The organism is Croceivirga thetidis (assembly GCF_012272815.1).
GTDB lineage: Bacteria > Bacteroidota > Bacteroidia > Flavobacteriales > Flavobacteriaceae > Croceivirga > Croceivirga thetidis.
In genome coordinates, this window is record NZ_JAAWWL010000002.1 from 197,390 (window position 1) to 216,183 (window position 18,794).

General features: G+C 40.0%; 6 protein-coding genes. 3 read left to right on the plus strand and 3 right to left on the minus strand.

Features of this window, described 5'->3' with window-relative positions:
* Nucleotides 1-46 precede the first annotated feature (46 nt).
* Nucleotides 47-1,231 carry an OmpA family protein gene (locus tag HCU67_RS08590; protein ID WP_168552230.1) on the plus strand — a complete coding sequence of 395 codons (1,185 nt, stop codon included), beginning with the start codon at nucleotides 47-49 and terminating at the stop codon, nucleotides 1,229-1,231.
* A 9-nt stretch (nucleotides 1,232-1,240) separates the two neighbouring features.
* Here the strand turns inward: HCU67_RS08590 and HCU67_RS08595 are convergent, their stop codons facing one another.
* From HCU67_RS08595 to HCU67_RS08630, 3 genes are all read right to left on the minus strand, one after another.
* Nucleotides 1,241-1,942 carry a fibronectin type III domain-containing protein gene (locus HCU67_RS08595; protein ID WP_168552231.1) on the minus strand — a complete coding sequence of 234 codons (702 nt, stop codon included), beginning with the start codon at nucleotides 1,940-1,942 and terminating at the stop codon, nucleotides 1,241-1,243.
* Nucleotides 1,939-6,480 carry a PQQ-dependent sugar dehydrogenase gene (locus HCU67_RS16505; RefSeq protein ID WP_210423678.1) on the minus strand — a complete coding sequence of 1,514 codons (4,542 nt, stop codon included), beginning with the start codon at nucleotides 6,478-6,480 and terminating at the stop codon, nucleotides 1,939-1,941. The genes HCU67_RS08595 and HCU67_RS16505 overlap by 4 nt, the downstream gene beginning before the upstream one ends.
* A gap of 270 nt (nucleotides 6,481-6,750) precedes the next feature.
* Complete coding sequence (locus HCU67_RS08630) at nucleotides 6,751-7,965, minus strand: glycosyltransferase (RefSeq protein ID WP_168552232.1); 1,215 nt, start codon at nucleotides 7,963-7,965, stop codon at nucleotides 6,751-6,753.
* 359 nt (nucleotides 7,966-8,324) lie between these two features.
* Here HCU67_RS08630 and HCU67_RS08635 point away from each other — a divergent pair, with 359 nt between their 5' ends.
* On the plus strand, nucleotides 8,325-15,083 hold the full coding sequence (locus tag HCU67_RS08635) for a PKD domain-containing protein (RefSeq protein WP_168552233.1): 6,759 nt from the start codon (nucleotides 8,325-8,327) through the stop codon (nucleotides 15,081-15,083).
* 210 nt (nucleotides 15,084-15,293) lie between these two features.
* The coding region (locus HCU67_RS08640) for a PQQ-dependent sugar dehydrogenase (RefSeq protein WP_210423679.1) at nucleotides 15,294-18,794 on the plus strand (3,501 nt) is incomplete at its 3' end.

Sequence of the window (18,794 nt, forward strand, 5' to 3'; positions counted from 1 at the left end):
TCGATTTTAAACTACTTTTAGCATTGAAAACCTCAAATGTTCATTGATGAACCTTAGAATTTTAATTTTACCATTTTTCGTTTTTTTCTCAATAGCCGTTCTGGGTCAAGACGAGACAGAAAATCTTCAGCTTACAAAGAAAGATAGCATTGTGACAAGTTCATGGATTGCAGGACTTGGTTTTAATGCAGTTGATGATGCTGGTACAGAATTCACCAACTTTTTCAATGTTTCGGATAATTGGAACATTGTGCCTTACCCTTCAAGAATTAGTATTGGAAAGTACTTTAAAAATGGTTTGGGCATAGAATTCATTGGCGCTTATAATCAATACCAAGAAGGAAAGTTTGTAGATGGATTCATTATAAGTGAGGCAATCGATTATTACAGTGGCGATTTAAGATTTAGCTATGATTTGAATAAAATCCTAGGGGAAACAGGCTTCTTTGATCCATACGTTGGTTTAGGAGCTGGTTATACTGAGGCAAATAATCAAGGACGAGGAACCTATAACGCCACTCTTGGTTTTAGAACTTGGTTCAATGATCGCGTAGGTTTGGATTTTAATTCTACTGGCAAATGGACAATGAACCCAGACAATTCTACCAACCATTTACAGCACGCTGCAGGAGTTGTTTATCGGTTTGCAATAGAAAAGGGTCTGTCTAAAAAAGGAGAGGAGAAGCTTGCTCGAATCAAGGAAATAGAAGAGAAGCAGAAAAAGATGCAGGATAGTATAAATATCGTTCGTCAAGCTGAGGAAGAACAAAGGCTATTAGCTGAACGATTAAAACGAGAAGAAGAAGAACGATTAGCGGCAGCAGCGAGCGAAAAGCAGGCAATTGAAGATGCCAGGAGGACTTCAATTGATGAAGCTATTAACGCATTGGGCTATGTTTACTTTGATTTAAATTCTTCCTACCTGCCTGCGAAAGGAAAAGGTTTATTGGATGAATTGGCATTGATATTACTTAAGAATCCCTCTGTAATTCTAGAAATCAGTTCTCATACCGATTCACGAGGAACAAGCAAATACAATCAATGGTTATCAGAGCGAAGGGTTATGCGAACAGCAAATTATCTAATTGCAATGGGTATTGATGAGAATAGACTAAAGATAAAAGGTCTTGGTGAAAATGAATTGACCAATGAATGTGTTGATAGGGTACCTTGCCCTGAAGAAAAGCACCGGGAAAATAGACGCTCTCAGTTTAAAGTTCTAGAGTACTAAAACAGATATCTATTGAACTGAAAAAAAGAAGATTTCAGAACTGGATTCGTTTCCAACCTGGTCTTTTGTAACTACTTTCCAATAGTAGGTATTTCCAGTACTGATGACAATATCGTTGACAATCGTATTCTCTAAATCCGACATTTCAAGCGGAGGTGGTGTCACAGTACCAAAATAAAAATCGAATCCTATAATATCATTGTCTAGATCACTGGATTCCCAGCTTACATCTATCGTCGTAGTAGAAGAGAGAAAAGAAGAACCAGATGTCGGGGAAGGATTACTAGCAGGAAATGGCACAAAGAATTGTAATCCAGGACCTGAATTATAAAATGCTTCGGTATCACTGTCCGTTCCTTCTTGTGAATTCACCAGGAAAGAAGTGATTTTCCAACTGTATGGTGTACCTAAAGACAATCGAACTGGCATTGAAGTCATTTCACTGTTATAGGTGTTACTTTCACCAGATGAAAGATTGGTCAGGGTTAATTGATAACTATCACCAATTTCTGCATCACTCCATTCAAAAGTCACTTCACTTTCGGTATCTGAAACTGGAACTCCGGTTGTACATTCCTCATTTTTCTCGGGAAAGATTAGGCTTACTTTAGAAGGGACACTTGGGTCTTCCAGCACTTGTTGAACAAAATCCGTATCTGCAGCGCATGATGCGACTAAGAAAATTAAAAGAAAATAGCTTAGAACTTTCATTGCTTTATTAATTTGAGATGGCTAACAAATCCATTTTCAAAAACTTGAACCAGATAAACCCCTTGAGGTAAAAATGCAGTATCAATTTCTTTTTGGGAGTTCGAGCTATCCATTTGATCGGTTAATAATACTCTACCGGAAATATCGTAAAACTTAATCTCAATTTCGCCAGAGGAGGCTGGGCTTCTTACAATAGTAAGGTTATTTTTAAAGGGATTAGGATATGCTAGAACTGTCCCTTTTAATACATAAGTGGCTTCGAATATTCCTTGACAGCTTTTATCTGTGGATATTTGAAGAATATTTTCTTCTTCAGATAATTTTAGTTCGATTTCATTCGAAGTAGTGGTAAAACTTGTTCCATTGAGGTTTATTTCATATTCATTTCCTCCTTCCAATCGCAATTGAAGTAGGTTGGATTCTTCGATGAACTCACTAAATACACTTAAAGAACTTGGAGCATCAACAACGATGGTTGAACAAGATTCAAAATCTTCAACCCCATTAACAGTAATACATAATTCAAATGTTCCTGCAGGTAAATTATCAAAAGTTAAATTTTGAGTGAAATTTTGACTTTCGGCAAAAGATACAGCTCGTAATCTAGCGCTGTAATTTAATGTTCTTTCTGCTTGAATATTTATTTGACCATCAAAAACACCAATACATGATATACCTACGCTAGAAAGCGTAAAATTACTTGCGGGTAGGGTGAATATTTCACAACCGTTGACATCAACAAGACTACCTGAAGGTGTGTTGGGGCAAATATCATCCTCGTTTGCGACTCCGTCACCATCATCGTCAGGGGGTAATTCACAGCCTGCAAAATCAACTTCAACACCAGAAGGTGTATTAGGACATAAGTCGTCTGCATTGGTAACACCGTCATTATCATCGTCTAATTCGGAATCTGCACAGCCATCCGCATTAACAGCTTCTCCTTGGGGAGTATTGTTACACAAATCTTGAGAATTTGGCACCCCATCATTATCAATGTCTTGTTGGGAAGAACTACAACCATTGGCATCTACACTTTCTCCAGCTTCGGTATTTGGACATAAGTCATCGAGATTAGAGACTCCATCATTATCATCATCGAGTTGAGATGCACTACAACCAGAAAGATTAGCTAATTCATCAATGGGTGTATTTGGACACTGGTCCTCCGAATTATTTACACCATCTCCGTCATCATCTAATTGTGACTGTGAACAACCATTTGAATCTACAGATTCGCCATTCGGAGTTTCTGGGCAGTTATCCAAATTGTTGAATACACCATCGTTGTCGTCATCAAGTTGTGATTGTCCACAACCATTTGCGTCAACAGTTTCTCCGCTTGGAGTATTTGGACATTGATCGTCAGGATTTAAAACCCCATCGTTGTCATCATCTCGCTGTGAGTTCGAACAACCATTGGAATCTACTGATTCGCCATTTGGCGTATTCGGGCAGCTATCAACATTGTTAAATACCCCGTCATTATCGTCATCGAGTTGTGATTGACCACAACCATTTGAATCTACAGATTCGCCATTTGGCGTGTTAGGACATAAATCCTCTGTATTGAATACACCGTCATTGTCATCATCTAATTGAGATTGGGAACAACCATTGGCATCAACTGTCTCGCCAGCTGGCGTGCCATTACATAAATCATTAACATTTAAGACGCCGTCGTTATCAATATCTTGTTGTGATGGTCCACATCCTAAAACATCAGCGGTTTCACCAGCGGGTGTATTCGGACAAATATCAACATTGTTGAACACGCCATCATTGTCATCATCTTTTTGGGATTCGCCACATCCATTACCATCTACCGATTCGCCATTTGGTGTATTAGGACAAAGGTCAACGTTGTTGAACACACCGTCATTGTCATCATCTTTTTGGGATTCACCACAACCATTCACATCCACTGATTCTCCTGCCGGAGTGCCTGGGCATATATCGCTGGAATTAATAACTCCGTCATTATCTTCATCTCCGTTAGGGTCTTGAAGAACGGTTAATTCAAAGGTTGCAGAGCAACCTTCCGTAGTGGTTATAGTATAAGTTCCAGCATCATCGAAAGTTACATTAGCAATTGTGAGGTTGCCTGAAATCGAAGTGTTATCAGGTGATTGAACCGTTATAAAAATGTCTTGGGTGACACCCAATTCAAACGACGAACCTTCAAAAATATTCAATGAATTATTACCACTGTCAGCAGTACCATCAACACTATAATTAGGAGTTATGGTTCTATTTGCACAATTTGCATTTTCTCCCCAAATCACGATGTTCGAGGCAGTTGTTGTACCCGCATTAGAAAAATTCCCTCCAATCAAAAGTTCGGAGTTGTCATTTGTAAACGCCATTGAATTGACTAAAGTGGTCACACCTACGTCGGTGTTAGGTCCCATTGCCTCCCATCCATTACTATCACTCCAGCGGGCAATGGCATTCATTATTTTATTGACATCAACTTCATCTGAAGCCGTTGTAAAGGCTCCACCCACATAAAGATTACTGCCATCGAAAGACATGGAATTAACATTGCCGCTTAATCCTTGGTTTAGTGATTGCCAATTATTTAAGTTCCTATCCCAACGAGCTATTCTGTTGACAGTATTGCCACCTGCAATTGCGAAATTTCCTCCAGCGTAGATATAATTTGAGGTGGTAACTATTGCCTGAACAAAACCACTTGTTCCACTACCTAGCGTTCCCCAGTTTGTACCGTTCCAAACAGCTATTCTGTTTGCCGAATTACCCCCGGCAGTATCAAAATTTCCACCAATGTACAGGTTGTTCGATTCGTCGAAAGCAATAGCACGTATTTCATTATTGGTTCCTGCAAGACTATTCGTTGCATCTGTAAGCGCATTCCAGGATCCATTCCATAACGCGATATTGTTTACTGTAATCCCGCCAGCTGTCACAAATGAGCCCCCAACATATACATTGTCATTTGAATCAATACCGATTCTAGCAACAGCTCCGTTTGTTCCAGTACCCAAAGCTGACCAAACACTACCATTCCAAAAGGCTATATTGTTGGCAGAAACCCCGTTAACCGAGGTGAAATTTCCTCCAATGTATACATCTCCATTGCTGGCAACAGCAACTGCACTCACTTTTCCATTTGTTCCTGTTCCTAACGTCTCCCATCCTGCTGATTTCGAATACTTTACGATGTTATTTGCTGCAACTCCGGAAGCATCGGTAAATTCTCCTCCAACATAAAAAACATCATTTCCATCATTGACAATTGATTCAACAATTCCGTTCACTCCAGGTATTCCACTATTCAAATAATTTCCTACACCATTAACAGCAACATCTATGGGTCCTGAATTCTCATCAGTTATTTTATAAAGTTTTACGCTTGAACCATAATTTGAAAAATAAATTTCACCAGATTCGTCAAGACCGAAACTCGAAATGAATTGACCACTTGTCTTAAATAGTAATTCGTTGGATGTTTGACCATTTGAAGAATTGTATTCTAGTGCCCATACACGACCTGAGATATAATCTCCATAGATGTACTTGCCTTGAAGGGAGGAATTAGACATAGGTCCCCGATATACATACCCCCCTGTTATTGAAAGGTCTCCACTTCCGTGACCATATGTGAAGATAGGCTTTGTATCAGGCGAACTAACAAGGCCTACACTTCCTTTATACAGGTTATTACCTTCAAAACGGCTCCAACCATAATTTCCACCATTCTCGATAATGTTGATTTCCTCTATATTGGCTTGACCAACATCTGCCGCATACAGAAGGTTTCCGTCGAAGGAAAATTTCCAAGTATTTCGAATACCCCACGCATATATTTCATCAAGACCACTTTGCCCGACCCTTGGATTATCAGAAGGTATTTCATACTGCCCGTTGCTTGAAGTTGGATTATTACCATCTACGTCAACATCTATTCGAAGCATGCTACCAAAAGCATTGTTTAAATTTTGGGAATTATTTTGGGGGTCTCCCGCACCACCGCCATCACCTAGCGAAGCATACAAATAACCATCTGGTCCAAAGGCAATTTTCCCGCCATTATGATTGGAATCACTTTGATTCTTTACTGTGCTGAGAATCAAGGTTTCAGTACTTGTATCTGCAAGGTTTGGATTATCTGAACGTACTTTATATCGAACAATATTTGCTCTGTAATTGCCAGGTCTGTCAGTGTAGTAAACGTAGAAAAAACCATTAGAGCTAAAGTTCGGATGAAAGGCCAAACCAAGTAAACCTATTTCTTGTCCCGAGCTATAGCTCACCTTTGATGTAACATCTAAAAATGTAGTCACTTCGCCTGAAGTTACTGCTGAATTGTTAGGAAATACCTTGATTCTACCCGGTTGTTCTACGACAAATAGTCTATTGCTCCCATCATTGGCATTTTGAATTTCTACTGGAAAATTGAAAGAGATATTGGAGAATGCCTCTTCATAAGAGACTTGAGAGAACGCTGAAAAACCTATAAAAAGGAACGTAAATAAACTATTGAAATAGTTAAGCTTTGCTATTTGGGAGCGCATTTTATTTAAATGTGGGGGGGCCAAAGATACAACGTTTAATTAATTTGTTAATTATAACCAAATCTCTTTTCTTAAATTCATGTAAGGATTTAGTCTTTCTATTTACGATGTATTTTCTGTTTTGGATCTTAGTTTTTAAGAATTCTTTAGCGCTTTTCGTTTAATAAAAACCTAATTGTAAAACCTCAAATTTTGTTCATAAAGTTTAAAGGTCAAGGTTTATCAAGATTGGTGCTATTGGTTCATGAACTGGAATAAGAAATACGAAAACTAATTCTCAAGTAATCGTTTGTAAAGTTTAATGTACTTCAAGAATTGTGCGTCTTTTTCATAGTTATCCACAGCAAATTCCCTACATTTTTTTATGTAATGTTCTTTCCCAATTTTTTTAATTTCCCTAACCTGTTCAAGACTGGCATCCAAATCACCTTGATCAACTACAAAGCCCGTATTCGAATTTACTGGTTCAGTACTTCCTCCTGTTTTGTAGGTCACAATGGGAGTCCCACAAGCCAATGCTTCTAAATTGACTGTTGGAAAAGTATCTCCATAGGTCAAATTCAAGAAAACATCTGAAATAGAATAGAATTCGGCAAGTTCATGTACATCTTGAGTTCTTTGGATACCTAGTATATTTTTTGGAATTTCCTTAGTCTGTTTCTCATCCAAGCCAACTAAAATCAAAACTTCATCCGTGTTGAGCTTAGATGAAAGTTTTAAAAAATCCTTATAGCCTTTATTCACAGTCCAAACCGCTGCAACACCCAGAATAATAAACTTATTCTCAAGATTGTACTTTGCTTTTAATTTACTGTTCTCCCTAGGATAAAAAATGTTGGTGTCTACACCATTTGATATTTTTACGATTTCCTTATTTGACAGAAAAGATTTGCGAATGATATCGACTGACCATTCAGAACTGGTAACCAGTGTAAGATTGTCGACTTTCGTAAACCAATTTTTTTTCATCAACTGGTTTTTTGTTGAACGGTCAATTCCTAGGCTTTTCGGATACTCACGGGTCAATGGACATTTATGGCAAGAAGTAATCCATTTTTCACAACCAATATGCTCAAATTGAGGGCAATGGCCGGTTAAATTCCAGGAGTCATGCAATGACATGACAACGGGTCCTTCAAAATTTTCTAAAAACTTAAATAAGATGGGAATATTGAGATAGTAGCCATGTAAATTATGTAATTGAATAATATCAGGTTCAATTTCCTCAATCCAATTGATAAATTTCTTAGTAGCCATTCTAGAACTTAGGCCATGTCGGTCAAAGAGTCTGGTTTCTGCCACATGTAGGTAATTGTCAAGTTTATTACCAATTCGATACGTATTGGAATTTTCGACCTCGTCTTTTCTTCCAAATCCAACATAGTTTTGCCATCCCTCCTTATTTGCCATTTGTCCAATGCCAACAACTATTCTTCCTGTTGAACTATAACTGGCAACTGTATTTATTTGAAGTAATTTAGGCATAGAATTCTAGTTTCGAACAACAAAACAAATTAGTAACGGTCAATTATCTATAAATATTCAAAACTAGCATAAAATTATCTTTTTTTTCTTCTTTGATTTTGTTCTATTTAAGGATTAAAAACCTAAAATTTTTTTTGATAAGAATGCGGTTTAAACAATTCAATTTTAATGGTTTTGTTGCAAATCAAAATCAAAAGAATGAACGTAGAATTGTTAACTTAGAAGGTTAAACAAAGTGGTAGTTAACTTGTTTTTTATGCAGTTTGGCGACTATTTGAAAACTTAGTTGAAGAAAAGAGTTCTTTTACATAGAATTAATGTCCCCTAATTAATACTTTTGATCTTAAAAAACGCTAGAAATGGAAAATAAATTCAGCTACAGGAAAGTTGCTGTTCACCTCACTCTATTAGTCCTATTTGGCACAACCTTTCTATCAGGTTTCAATGAACTCTTTTTTGCACCCGGTTTAACTGATCCTGAACCAATTGGTCAATATGCAAACGGCGTATTTCCTAATTTGGGTTTCACAGAAGACCCATATGAACCTGCATTTGAAAATTTAACGTTTGATTCACCTCTGAATTTTACGATAGTACCAGGCCAAAATAAAATTATTATTGGTCAACGTGATGGAGAAATTTATTGGTTTGATAATTTAGAAACAACCACCACAAAAAATTTACTTGTTGATTTATCAACTGAAGTAGGAGTAGTTTGGGACGGTGGTTTTTTGGGTTTGGCCATTCATCCTGATTTCGGAACCGCGGGCAGTAATTATTTCTATGTCTATTACACTTCAAAATCAGAAACTGGAGACGACTTTTTGAATTCACCAGCCGGTCAAAACTTCTCTTGTAATCTCGGTAATGAAGAAGATGAGTTTTTCGGTAATTTTTTACGCCTTGAACGATTTGAAGTTAATCCTGCTGATTTAAGTTTTGTGGCAAACTCAATGGAAACCATGTTCAAACTGCGCATGTACAGAACAACTCATAGGGGAGGCGGTTTAGAGTTTGGTGATGACGGTTTTTTATATCTAACCACTGGCGAACAATCAGTCAAAGCGCATGCACAGGATATTACTGATAATTTAGATGGCGGTGTATTGAGGATTGATGTGGATAAGGACCCAACGAAAAGTCATGCTCCAATAAGAACCATGCAAAACAGTGCAGGAGAAGCCGATGAATTTTCAGGCATTGAATATTGGATTCCAAATGATAATCCCTTTCAAAGTCCAGATGGTTCGAATTTCGAGGAATATTACACCCTAGGTCATAGAAATCCACACAGAATGACAAAAGACCGTCAAACTGGGGTTTTCTATATTGGTGAAATAGGTGAAGCCACCCACGAAGAAATCAACATTGTAACGGCGGGAAGTAATTACGGTTGGCCTGTTTATGAAGCTACGGCCGGTCCAAATTTAGGATGTGTTCCTGGTTTATTGAATGGAATGGACCATGAAGAACCCCTTGTTGAATTTCCACGAACCGATGCAAACGCAATTATTGGGGGATATGTATACAGAGGATCGGACATACCTGATTTGGTTGGAAAATATATTTGTGCCGATTATGGCACAGGCGATGAGATATGGTCAGTTGATACTGTAACCGGAGAATACCAACTTCTAGGAAATTTTGCCCCTACAGACATCATATCGTTCGGTCAAAATTATGATGGAGAGTTGTATTTATTGAAGCAAGGAGCAGGAGTTGGGCTGTATCGTTTATCAAATAGTGGAGCTCCAGATTATAGCAGTATGCCACAACTGTTATCTGATACTGGTGCTTTTGACGATTTGAGTACAATGGATGTAGCCGACGGATTTATACCTTACGAATTAATTGATCCATTTTGGTCTGACGGCGCATACAAGAAGAGATGGATGGCAGTGCCTAACGATGGTACCCATGATACTCCGGGCGAAAGAATAACCTACTCAGAAAATGGTATTTGGGATTTTCCTGAAGGGTCAGTATTGATCAAACACTTCGATTATCCAATCGATGATAATGATCCTACAGTTACACGGAAGATAGAGACAAGATTTTCCATTAAGGCCAATGATGGAAATTTCTATTACCTGACTTATAATTGGAATGAAGCACAGACAGATGCTGTTCTTCAAGAAATTGGTTTGGACGAGACAATAGATGTGACCACTGTTGGTGGTGGCACTCGTCAAGTTACTTGGCATTATCCCTCCAATGGTGAATGCTTAAGTTGTCATAGCCCTGCCACGAAAGGTACTTTGGGCTTAAGAACTAGATATCTTAATTCCGATTATACCTATGACAAGACGGGTGTTACAGGAAACCAAATGGAAACCTTAAGTTTTCTAGGAATTATAGAAGAAACAATTACTGATGCTGATACCCCTAACTTTCTAACACATACTTCTATTGATGACCCAACAGGTTCTACAGAGGATAAAGCTAGGTCATATCTTGATTTAAATTGTGCTTATTGTCACCAACCAGCCACTGGTAATAGGGCTGACTTTGATTTAAGACTTATTAATTCAATGGCCGAAACGGGTTTGTTGACTGCAGGAATCAATACGCCTTTAGGTCTTGCTCCTGACGAAGAGATTTTATTTCCTGGAGATGCATCAAAATCAATTCTTTACCATAGAACAAATAGTACTGACCCTACTATCATGATGCCACCATTAGCAAAAAATGAAATTGATGTGGCTGGTGTTGCTTTATTGGAACAGTGGATAAATGAAATGGATGCATTAAACCAGCCTCCACCGGAAGATACTTACCGAATTGTCAACTTGGGCACTGGTCAAACTATGGAGGTTGTAGGTGCAGGAACTGCTAATGGAACAAACGTGGCCCAAGCAGGTTATGCTGCTGCGGATAATCAACATTTCGCATTAGAAGAAGTTAGTACGGATGTTTATAGTTTTAGGGCCATTCATAGCGATGGTTACTTAGATGTGCAAGCAGCAAATCCTGATCCAGGTGCAAACGTATGGCATTTTGCAGGAAACGGTTCAGCCGCTCAATTATGGCAACTTGTTGACGCTGGTGATGACACCTTCCATATAATAAGTACATTAGGAGGTAATTACTTAGCCGTTGAAGGTGGAGGGAACATCGCAGTTCTCGCAGCAGACGGAAGTGATGAACAACGTTGGCAATTCCTACCTACTGGCACACCTTCTGGCGCAGGAATCACTCCTGAGCCAGGCATAGTATCAACTTCTGAAACCGGAACAAACGATTCCTTCACGGTTGTCTTAGATGTTGCACCAACTTCAGATGTTGTTTTAAATCTTACAGAGACCCTAAATGGTGATGAATTTGATATTTCAGAAACATCGCTAACATTCACTTCTGCCGATTGGAATCAGCCGCAAACAGTAATAGTTACTGGGTTGGATGATGTTGATGCTGATGGGGTACAATATTATGAGATAACTTTATCAGTTGCTGCTGGTAGTGATTCTGCTTATTTAGGATTCTCGGCAGTTGTCGATGGGTTTAATGCTGACGACGATGGGGGAGCGGCAGCCCCTCCTGATCTTGATACCTATAGAATATTAAATACTGGCACTGGCCAAACTATGGAGGTTGTTGGGTCAGGCACTGCCAACCAGACAAATGTGGCCCAAGCCGGATATACAGCCACCGATAATCAACATTTTGCATTGGAATACGATGGCGGAGGTTATTACAAGTTAAGAGCAGAACATAGCGGTAGTTATTTAGATGTTCAGGCGGCGAGTTCTGCATCTGGTACAAATGTTTGGCAGTTTGCTGGGAACACCTCTGATGCTCAATTATGGCAAATAGTCGATGCGGGCGGTAATACTTTCCATATAATAAGTAAACTTGGCACGAACTATTTGACCGTTGAACCAGACGGAAATATTGCTGTTTATACTGCAGATGGTAGTGATGAGCAACGTTGGCAGTTTTTACCTACTGGTACCCCAACTGGAGCTGGAATCACAGCAGAACCCGGTATAGTCTCAACTTCAGAAGATGGAACTACTGATTCATTTACGATTGTTTTGGATGCAGCTCCGAGTTCTAATGTTATTTTACAAATAACGGAATCATCAAATGGTGATGAGTTTGATATTTCTCGAAATGTATTGACCTTCACACCTGCTGATTGGAACGTTCCACAGGCTGTTGGTGTAATTGGTTTAGATGATACAGATCTTGATGGGGTTCAATACTATGATATTACCGTTACGGTAGATCCTACAAGTGATCCAATTTATTTAGGTTTTTCAACCATAGTAGACGGATTTAATGCAGACGATGATGGAGGTGCCGCTTCACCACCTGCATTAGCTACTTATAGAATCATAAATAGAGGAACCGGACAATCAATGGAGGTTGTAGGTTCAGGTTTAGCTGACCAAACAAATGTTGCCGAAGCGACTTACATAGAATCAGATAATCAGCATTTTGCACTGGAATATGACGGGCAAGGATACTACAAGTTCCGAGCAGAGCATAGTGGTAGCTACTTAGATGTTCAAGCTGCTAGCCCAGATTCAGGAACCAATGTATGGCAGTTTACTGGAAATACTTCCGATGCTCAACTTTGGCAAATAGTTGATGCAGGAGATAACACTTTCCATGTTATCAGTAAGGTTGGCGGTAATTATCTTGCGGTTGAGCCGGATGGCAATATTGCCGTGTATACTGCTGATGGCAGTGACGAGCAGAGATGGCAATTTAAGTTCCCAGGCTTCGATCCTACTGCGGTAGCAATTTCAGATATTACGGAGGGTGATGCACCTTTATTGGTTAACTTCACTGGAGATCAGAGTACTGATGATGTTGGTATTGCCAGTTATTCATGGGATTTTGGGGATGGAGTAGGTACTTCCACTGATGCTAATCCTAGTTATACATTTACAGGAGCTGGAACTTATACTGTGGTATTAACAGTTACTGATGATGGTGGTCTTACTGATACTGCTGAAATTGAAATAACTGTTACGGTAGCCAATGGTGCTCCAACGGCGGTTGCAAGTTCTGATGTCACTGAAGGAGAAGCTCCATTATTGGTGAATTTCACGGGCGATCAAAGTACCGATGACGTTGGTATTGCCAGTTATTCTTGGGACTTTGGAGATGGAATAGGAACCTCTACCGATGCTAATCCAAGTTATACATTTACAGGAGCGGGAACATATACAGTAGTACTTACCGTTACCGACGATGGCGGTCTAACAGATAGTGCGCAAATTGAGATTTCAGTTACCGCTGCCAATGGTTCTCCAATAGCTTTGGCAATTGCTGATGTTACGGAGGGTGATGCTCCTTTATTGGTGAATTTCACCGGAGATCAAAGTACTGATGATGTTGGCATTGCCAATTATTCTTGGGACTTTGGGGATGGAGTAGGTACTTCCACAGATGCTAATCCTAGTTATACGTTTACAGCAGCGGGAACTTATACCGTTGTATTAACGGTTACTGATGATGGTGGTCTTACCGATACTGATGAACTTACTATTACGGTTACGACGGCTAATAATGCACCTACTGCCGTAGCAACTTCAGATGTAACAGAGGGTGATGCACCCTTATTGGTGAACTTCACCGGAGATCAAAGTACTGATGATGTTGGCATTGCCAGCTATTCTTGGGACTTCGGGGATGGAGCAGGCACTTCGACTGATGCGAACCCAAGTTACACTTATACAGCAACAGGAACGTACACAGCAGTTTTAACGGTTACCGACGCTAACGGCCTTACTGATACAGCGCAAATAGAAATAACCGTTAACGCCGCCAATGGCGCTCCAACAGCAGTGGCCAGTTCTGATGTATCAGAGGGTGATGCACCCTTGTTGGTTAACTTCACTGGAGATCAAAGTACTGATGATGTTGGCATTGCCAGTTATTCTTGGGACTTTGGGGATGGAGCAGGAACTTCGACCGATGCGAACCCAAGTTACACTTATACAGCAGCAGGAACGTACACAGCAGTTCTAACGGTCACCGACGCTGATGGTCTTACCGATACAGCGCAAATAGAGATAACCGTTAACTCCGCCAATGGCGCTCCAACAGCAGTGGCCAGTTCTGATGTAACTGAAGGGGAAGCACCCTTATTGGTGAACTTCACTGGAGATCAAAGTACCGATGATGTTGGCATTGCCAGTTATTCATGGGACTTTGGGGATGGAGTAGGCACTTCGACCGATGCGAACCCAAGTTATACGTATACAACAGCAGGAACGTACACAGCAGTTCTAACGGTCACCGACGCTGATGGTCTTACCGATACAGCGCAAATAGAGATAACCGTTAACTCCGCCAATGGCGCTCCAACAGCAGTGGCCAGTTCTGATGTAACTGAAGGGGAAGCACCCTTATTGGTGAACTTCACTGGAGATCAAAGTACCGATGATGTTGGCATTGCCAGTTATTCATGGGACTTTGGGGATGGAGTAGGCACTTCGACCGATGCGAAACCAAGTTACACTTATACAGCAGCAGGAACGTACACAGCAGTTCTAACGGTCACCGACGCTGACGGTCTTACCGATACAGCGCAAATAGAAATAACCGTTAACGCCGCCAATGGCGCTCCAACCGCAGTTGCTAGTTCTGATATCGATAGTGGGGAAGCTCCTTTATTGGTGAACTTCACTGGAGATCAAAGTACTGATGATACCGGAATTGCAAGTTATTCTTGGGACTTTGGGGATGGAGTAGGTACTTCCACAGATGCCAATCCAAGCTATACATTTACTGACCCAGGAAGCTACATCGTAACCTTGACTGTAAGTGATGTTGAAGGTTTAAGTGATGATACCTCACTTGCCATTGAAGTTTTGGAAAATCAAGTTTCAGATTTAGAACCAGATCCGTTCATAGCTCCTAATCCAGCAAGTAATGTAGCTAATCTATACGTTGGAAATTTAAGCAACGACAGAACGATAACTCAATTCAAACTATTTGATTCTTCGGGTAAACTCTTAGGAGTTTTCGAGCCAAGTCAATTATTTGTTTCTGAAGGTCAATATGGCATTCCAGTTTATAATCTAAGAGATGAACTATATTTCATCGTTATTGAATTAAATACTGGTGAACCACTCTTAAGAAGGATTTTGGTAAGTAATTAAGATTACAACCTTGCATAAGAAAGCCGATGTGAAAACATCGGCTTTTTTTATAAAGGAGAAATACAAACGTAATCTCTAAAGTTTTTTATCGATCAAAATAGTTCCTCATCGAAACATTGATTTCCATTCAACATTGGTCTAGTTTTTTTTGGGACTATGAATTAACTTTGAGAATCCCCCATTTAATCGTGAATATTAATTCATCCAACCATGAAATCAATTAAATGGGTTTTGTTTTTTGCAATAGCGTTTGGCTTATTCTCAACGGCAATTTTTCAACCTCCTGGATTAACCTCTCCTGAGCCAATTGGGCAATTTTTAAATAACACATTTCCTAGGAACAATGTAGTACAACCACCCTACGAAATTGCATTCCCTAATATCACCTTTAATTCACCCTTAAATTTCAATCTCGTACCAGGTCAAAATAAATTTGTTATTGGTCAAAGAAATGGGCAGATCTATTGGTTTGAAAACGACGAAAACACTCCGCAGAAAAACCTATTGGTAGATCTTTCTGATGAGGTTGCAATTGTAAGGGATGGAGGTTTTTTAGGGTTAGCAATCCATCCTCAATTTGGTAACGCAGGTAAGAATTTCATTTACATATATTATTCTACAAAATCTGTCACGGGCGATACAACTTTAGAGGGCCCCCCGCTTGGCCTTTCATGCGGACTAGAAAGATTTCACGGTAATTATCTTCATTTGGAAAGATTCGAGGTAAACCCGAATAATTTTACATTTATTGATGGGTCTTTGGTTACCATGTTTAAGCTTCAACTTTACAACACTACCCATAGAGGAGGTGGGATGGAATTTGGAGATGACGGATTTTTATATTTAACAACTGGGGATCAATCTACCTATAAAAGTTCTCAATCGATTTCAGATAATCTAGATGGCGGAGTGTTGAGGTTAGATGTAGATAAAGACCCCAGCAAAAGCCACGCTCCGATTCGGACAATGCCAGCTGATGCCGGAGAATCTGATGAATTTAGTGGGATTGAGTATTGGATTCCTAATGATAATCCTTTTAATAATAATGACGGTTCTATTTTTGAAGAGTATTACACACTTGGTCACAGAAACCCTCATAGAATGACCAAAGACCGAGAAACTGGGACTTTTTATATCGGTGAAATTGGAGAAAGTAAACACGAAGAGATAAATGTTGTTGTTAAAGGGAAAAATTATGGTTGGCCTGTATATGAGGGCAATGCGGGCCCTTCAACTTTCTGCTCACCAAACCTGTTGAATAACATGCCTCATGAACGTCCTTTAGTAGAATTCCCACGTGCTGATGCCAATGCAATTATGGGAGGCTATGTCTATAGAGGCTCTAATATTCCTGAATTATATGGTAAATATATCTGTGCTGATTTTGGTACAGGTGATGAGATATGGTCTGTTGATACAACAAATGGTAACTATGAGTTGTTGGGTAATTTTTTACCAACGAACATAATTTCTTTCGGTCAAGATTATGATGGAGAACTTTATTTATTAAAGCAAGGGGAGAATGTAAACCTATATCGACTAGTCCCAACTGAATTGGATGTAGCAACAATTCCAAGTACCCTCTCTGAAACTGGTGCGTTTTCGAGCTTGGAAGACTTAACTGTGGTAGACGGTTTTATTCCATATGAATTAATAGACCCCTTTTGGTCTGACGGGGCACTTAAGAAAAGGTGGTTGGCAATACCAAATGATGGTACTCATAATACTCCTGGTGAACGTATTTCATACTCTGAAAATGGAGATTGGGATTTTCCCACTGGTACGGTCATCATAAAACATTTTGAATTCCCTATTGATGAAAATAACCCGTCATTGACCAAAAAGATAGAAACTCGGTTTTCTATTAAAGGTGAGGATGGTAATTTTTATTTTCTGACCTACAATTGGAATGATCAAGAAACCGAGGCTTTTCTTCAAGAAACTGGCATTGAAGAACCAATACAAGTAACCACCCTAGGTGGAGGTACCAAAACAGTGCAATGGCACTTTCCATCTAATGCAGAATGTATTGGATGTCATAACTCCACCACTAAGGGATCCTTAGGTCTGCGAACAAGATATCTGAACAAAGATTTTACCTATGAAAGTAGTGGGATAACTGCTAATCAATTGGTTACATTAAGTCATCTTGGAATTATTGAACAAAATATTTCTGATACAAATACTTCAAATTTTCTAACCCACTCTTCAATTTATGATACAAATGCCTCACTTGAACAAAGGGCAAGATCATATTTAGATTTGAACTGTGCCTATTGCCATAGGCCAGGTGCCTCTGGAGATCGGGCAAATTTTGATTTGAGGTTAACAAATTCTTTAGACGAGACAGGACTATTGAATGCAGAAGCAAATACCCCCTTGGGTCTAAGCCCAACGGAAAAGATAATTGATCCAGGTAATGCTTCCAATTCCATATTATATCATCGGGTAAACAGTGTTGACCCAAGTATTATGATGCCGCAATTGGCCAAGAACGAGATTGATATTGAAGGAGTTACCCTTCTTGAACAATGGATAAACCAATTAAATCCAAACACCAATACAGGAGAACCAGCTGAAATAGTTTACCGTATCAATTGTGGAGGTCAAACAATCCCTTCAACTGATAGTGGGCCTAACTGGGCAAACGATTCTGGACAGGGTTTTTTTAATGGCACAGGCCATTCGGTAAATACTGGTAACCTAGGCGGCACAGGTGGAATTTCAAATTCTGTACGGCATTTTTCAGTACCCTCTTATATTGGGGCTGAACTTTATCAAAATATTTTTGCATCTCAAAGATGGGATCCAGGTGAAAGTCCCGAAATGACTTATAACATACCAATTCAAAATGGAGACTATTCTGTAAATCTTTATGTTGGAAATGATTTTGGTGGGACCGGTGAAATTGGGGATAGGGTTTTTGACATTACAATTGAAGGCCTTATTGTAGAGAGTGATTTTGATCCCGTATCGGAATTCGGTCATTTGGTTGGTGGTATGCTGAGTTATCCGGTAACCATCTCTGATGGTGTTCTTAATATTGGTTTTCTTCATATTATCGAAAATCCTTTGATTAGTGGTATTGAAGTTATTATTCCTGGCGAAGTGGAAGACCCTGAACCGGACCCATTGGTGCTTTCGGCGATAGCCGACCGCAGTGATGTTGTTGGGGCTACGATAGGATTTGACGCCCAGGCCAGCGGTGGTGATGTTTCCGAGCCCTTATCGTATGTAATGACGGGTGCGCCTTCGGGCATGGGCATCGACAGTTCGACAGGTAGCATAAGTGGTACTATAGCCACGGGTGCTGACACTGGCGGTCCATTGAGCGATGGGGTCTACCAGGTAACGGTCACGGCCTCACGAGCCGGTTCCACTGACGTATCGACGAGTTTTGAATGGACGGTCACGGCAGACGACCCTGCACCGGGCCCATTGGTGCTTTCGGCGATAGCCGACCGCAGTGATGTTGTTGGGGCTACGGTAGGTTTTGACGCCCAGGCCAGCGGTGGTGATGTTTCCGAGCCCTTATCGTATGTAATGACGGGTGCGCCTTCGGGCATGGGCATCGACAGTTCGACGGGTAGTATAAGTGGTACGATAGCCACGGGTGCTGACACTGGCGGTCCATTGAACGATGGGGTCTACCAGGTAACGGTCACGGCCTCACGAACCGGTTCCACTGACGTATCGACGAGTTTTGAATGG

Bases quoted from the DNA above. Each gene is read 5' to 3' on its own strand.
- HCU67_RS08590 (WP_168552230.1), top strand. From the start codon at position 47: ATGAACCTTAGAATTTTAATTTTACCATTTTTCGTTTTTTTCTCAATA.
- HCU67_RS08595 (WP_168552231.1), bottom strand. From the start codon at position 1,942: ATGAAAGTTCTAAGCTATTTTCTTTTAATTTTCTTAGTCGCATCATGC.
- HCU67_RS16505 (WP_210423678.1), bottom strand. From the start codon at position 6,480: ATGCGCTCCCAAATAGCAAAGCTTAACTATTTCAATAGTTTATTTACG.
- HCU67_RS08630 (WP_168552232.1), bottom strand. From the start codon at position 7,965: ATGCCTAAATTACTTCAAATAAATACAGTTGCCAGTTATAGTTCAACA.
- HCU67_RS08635 (WP_168552233.1), top strand. From the start codon at position 8,325: ATGGAAAATAAATTCAGCTACAGGAAAGTTGCTGTTCACCTCACTCTA.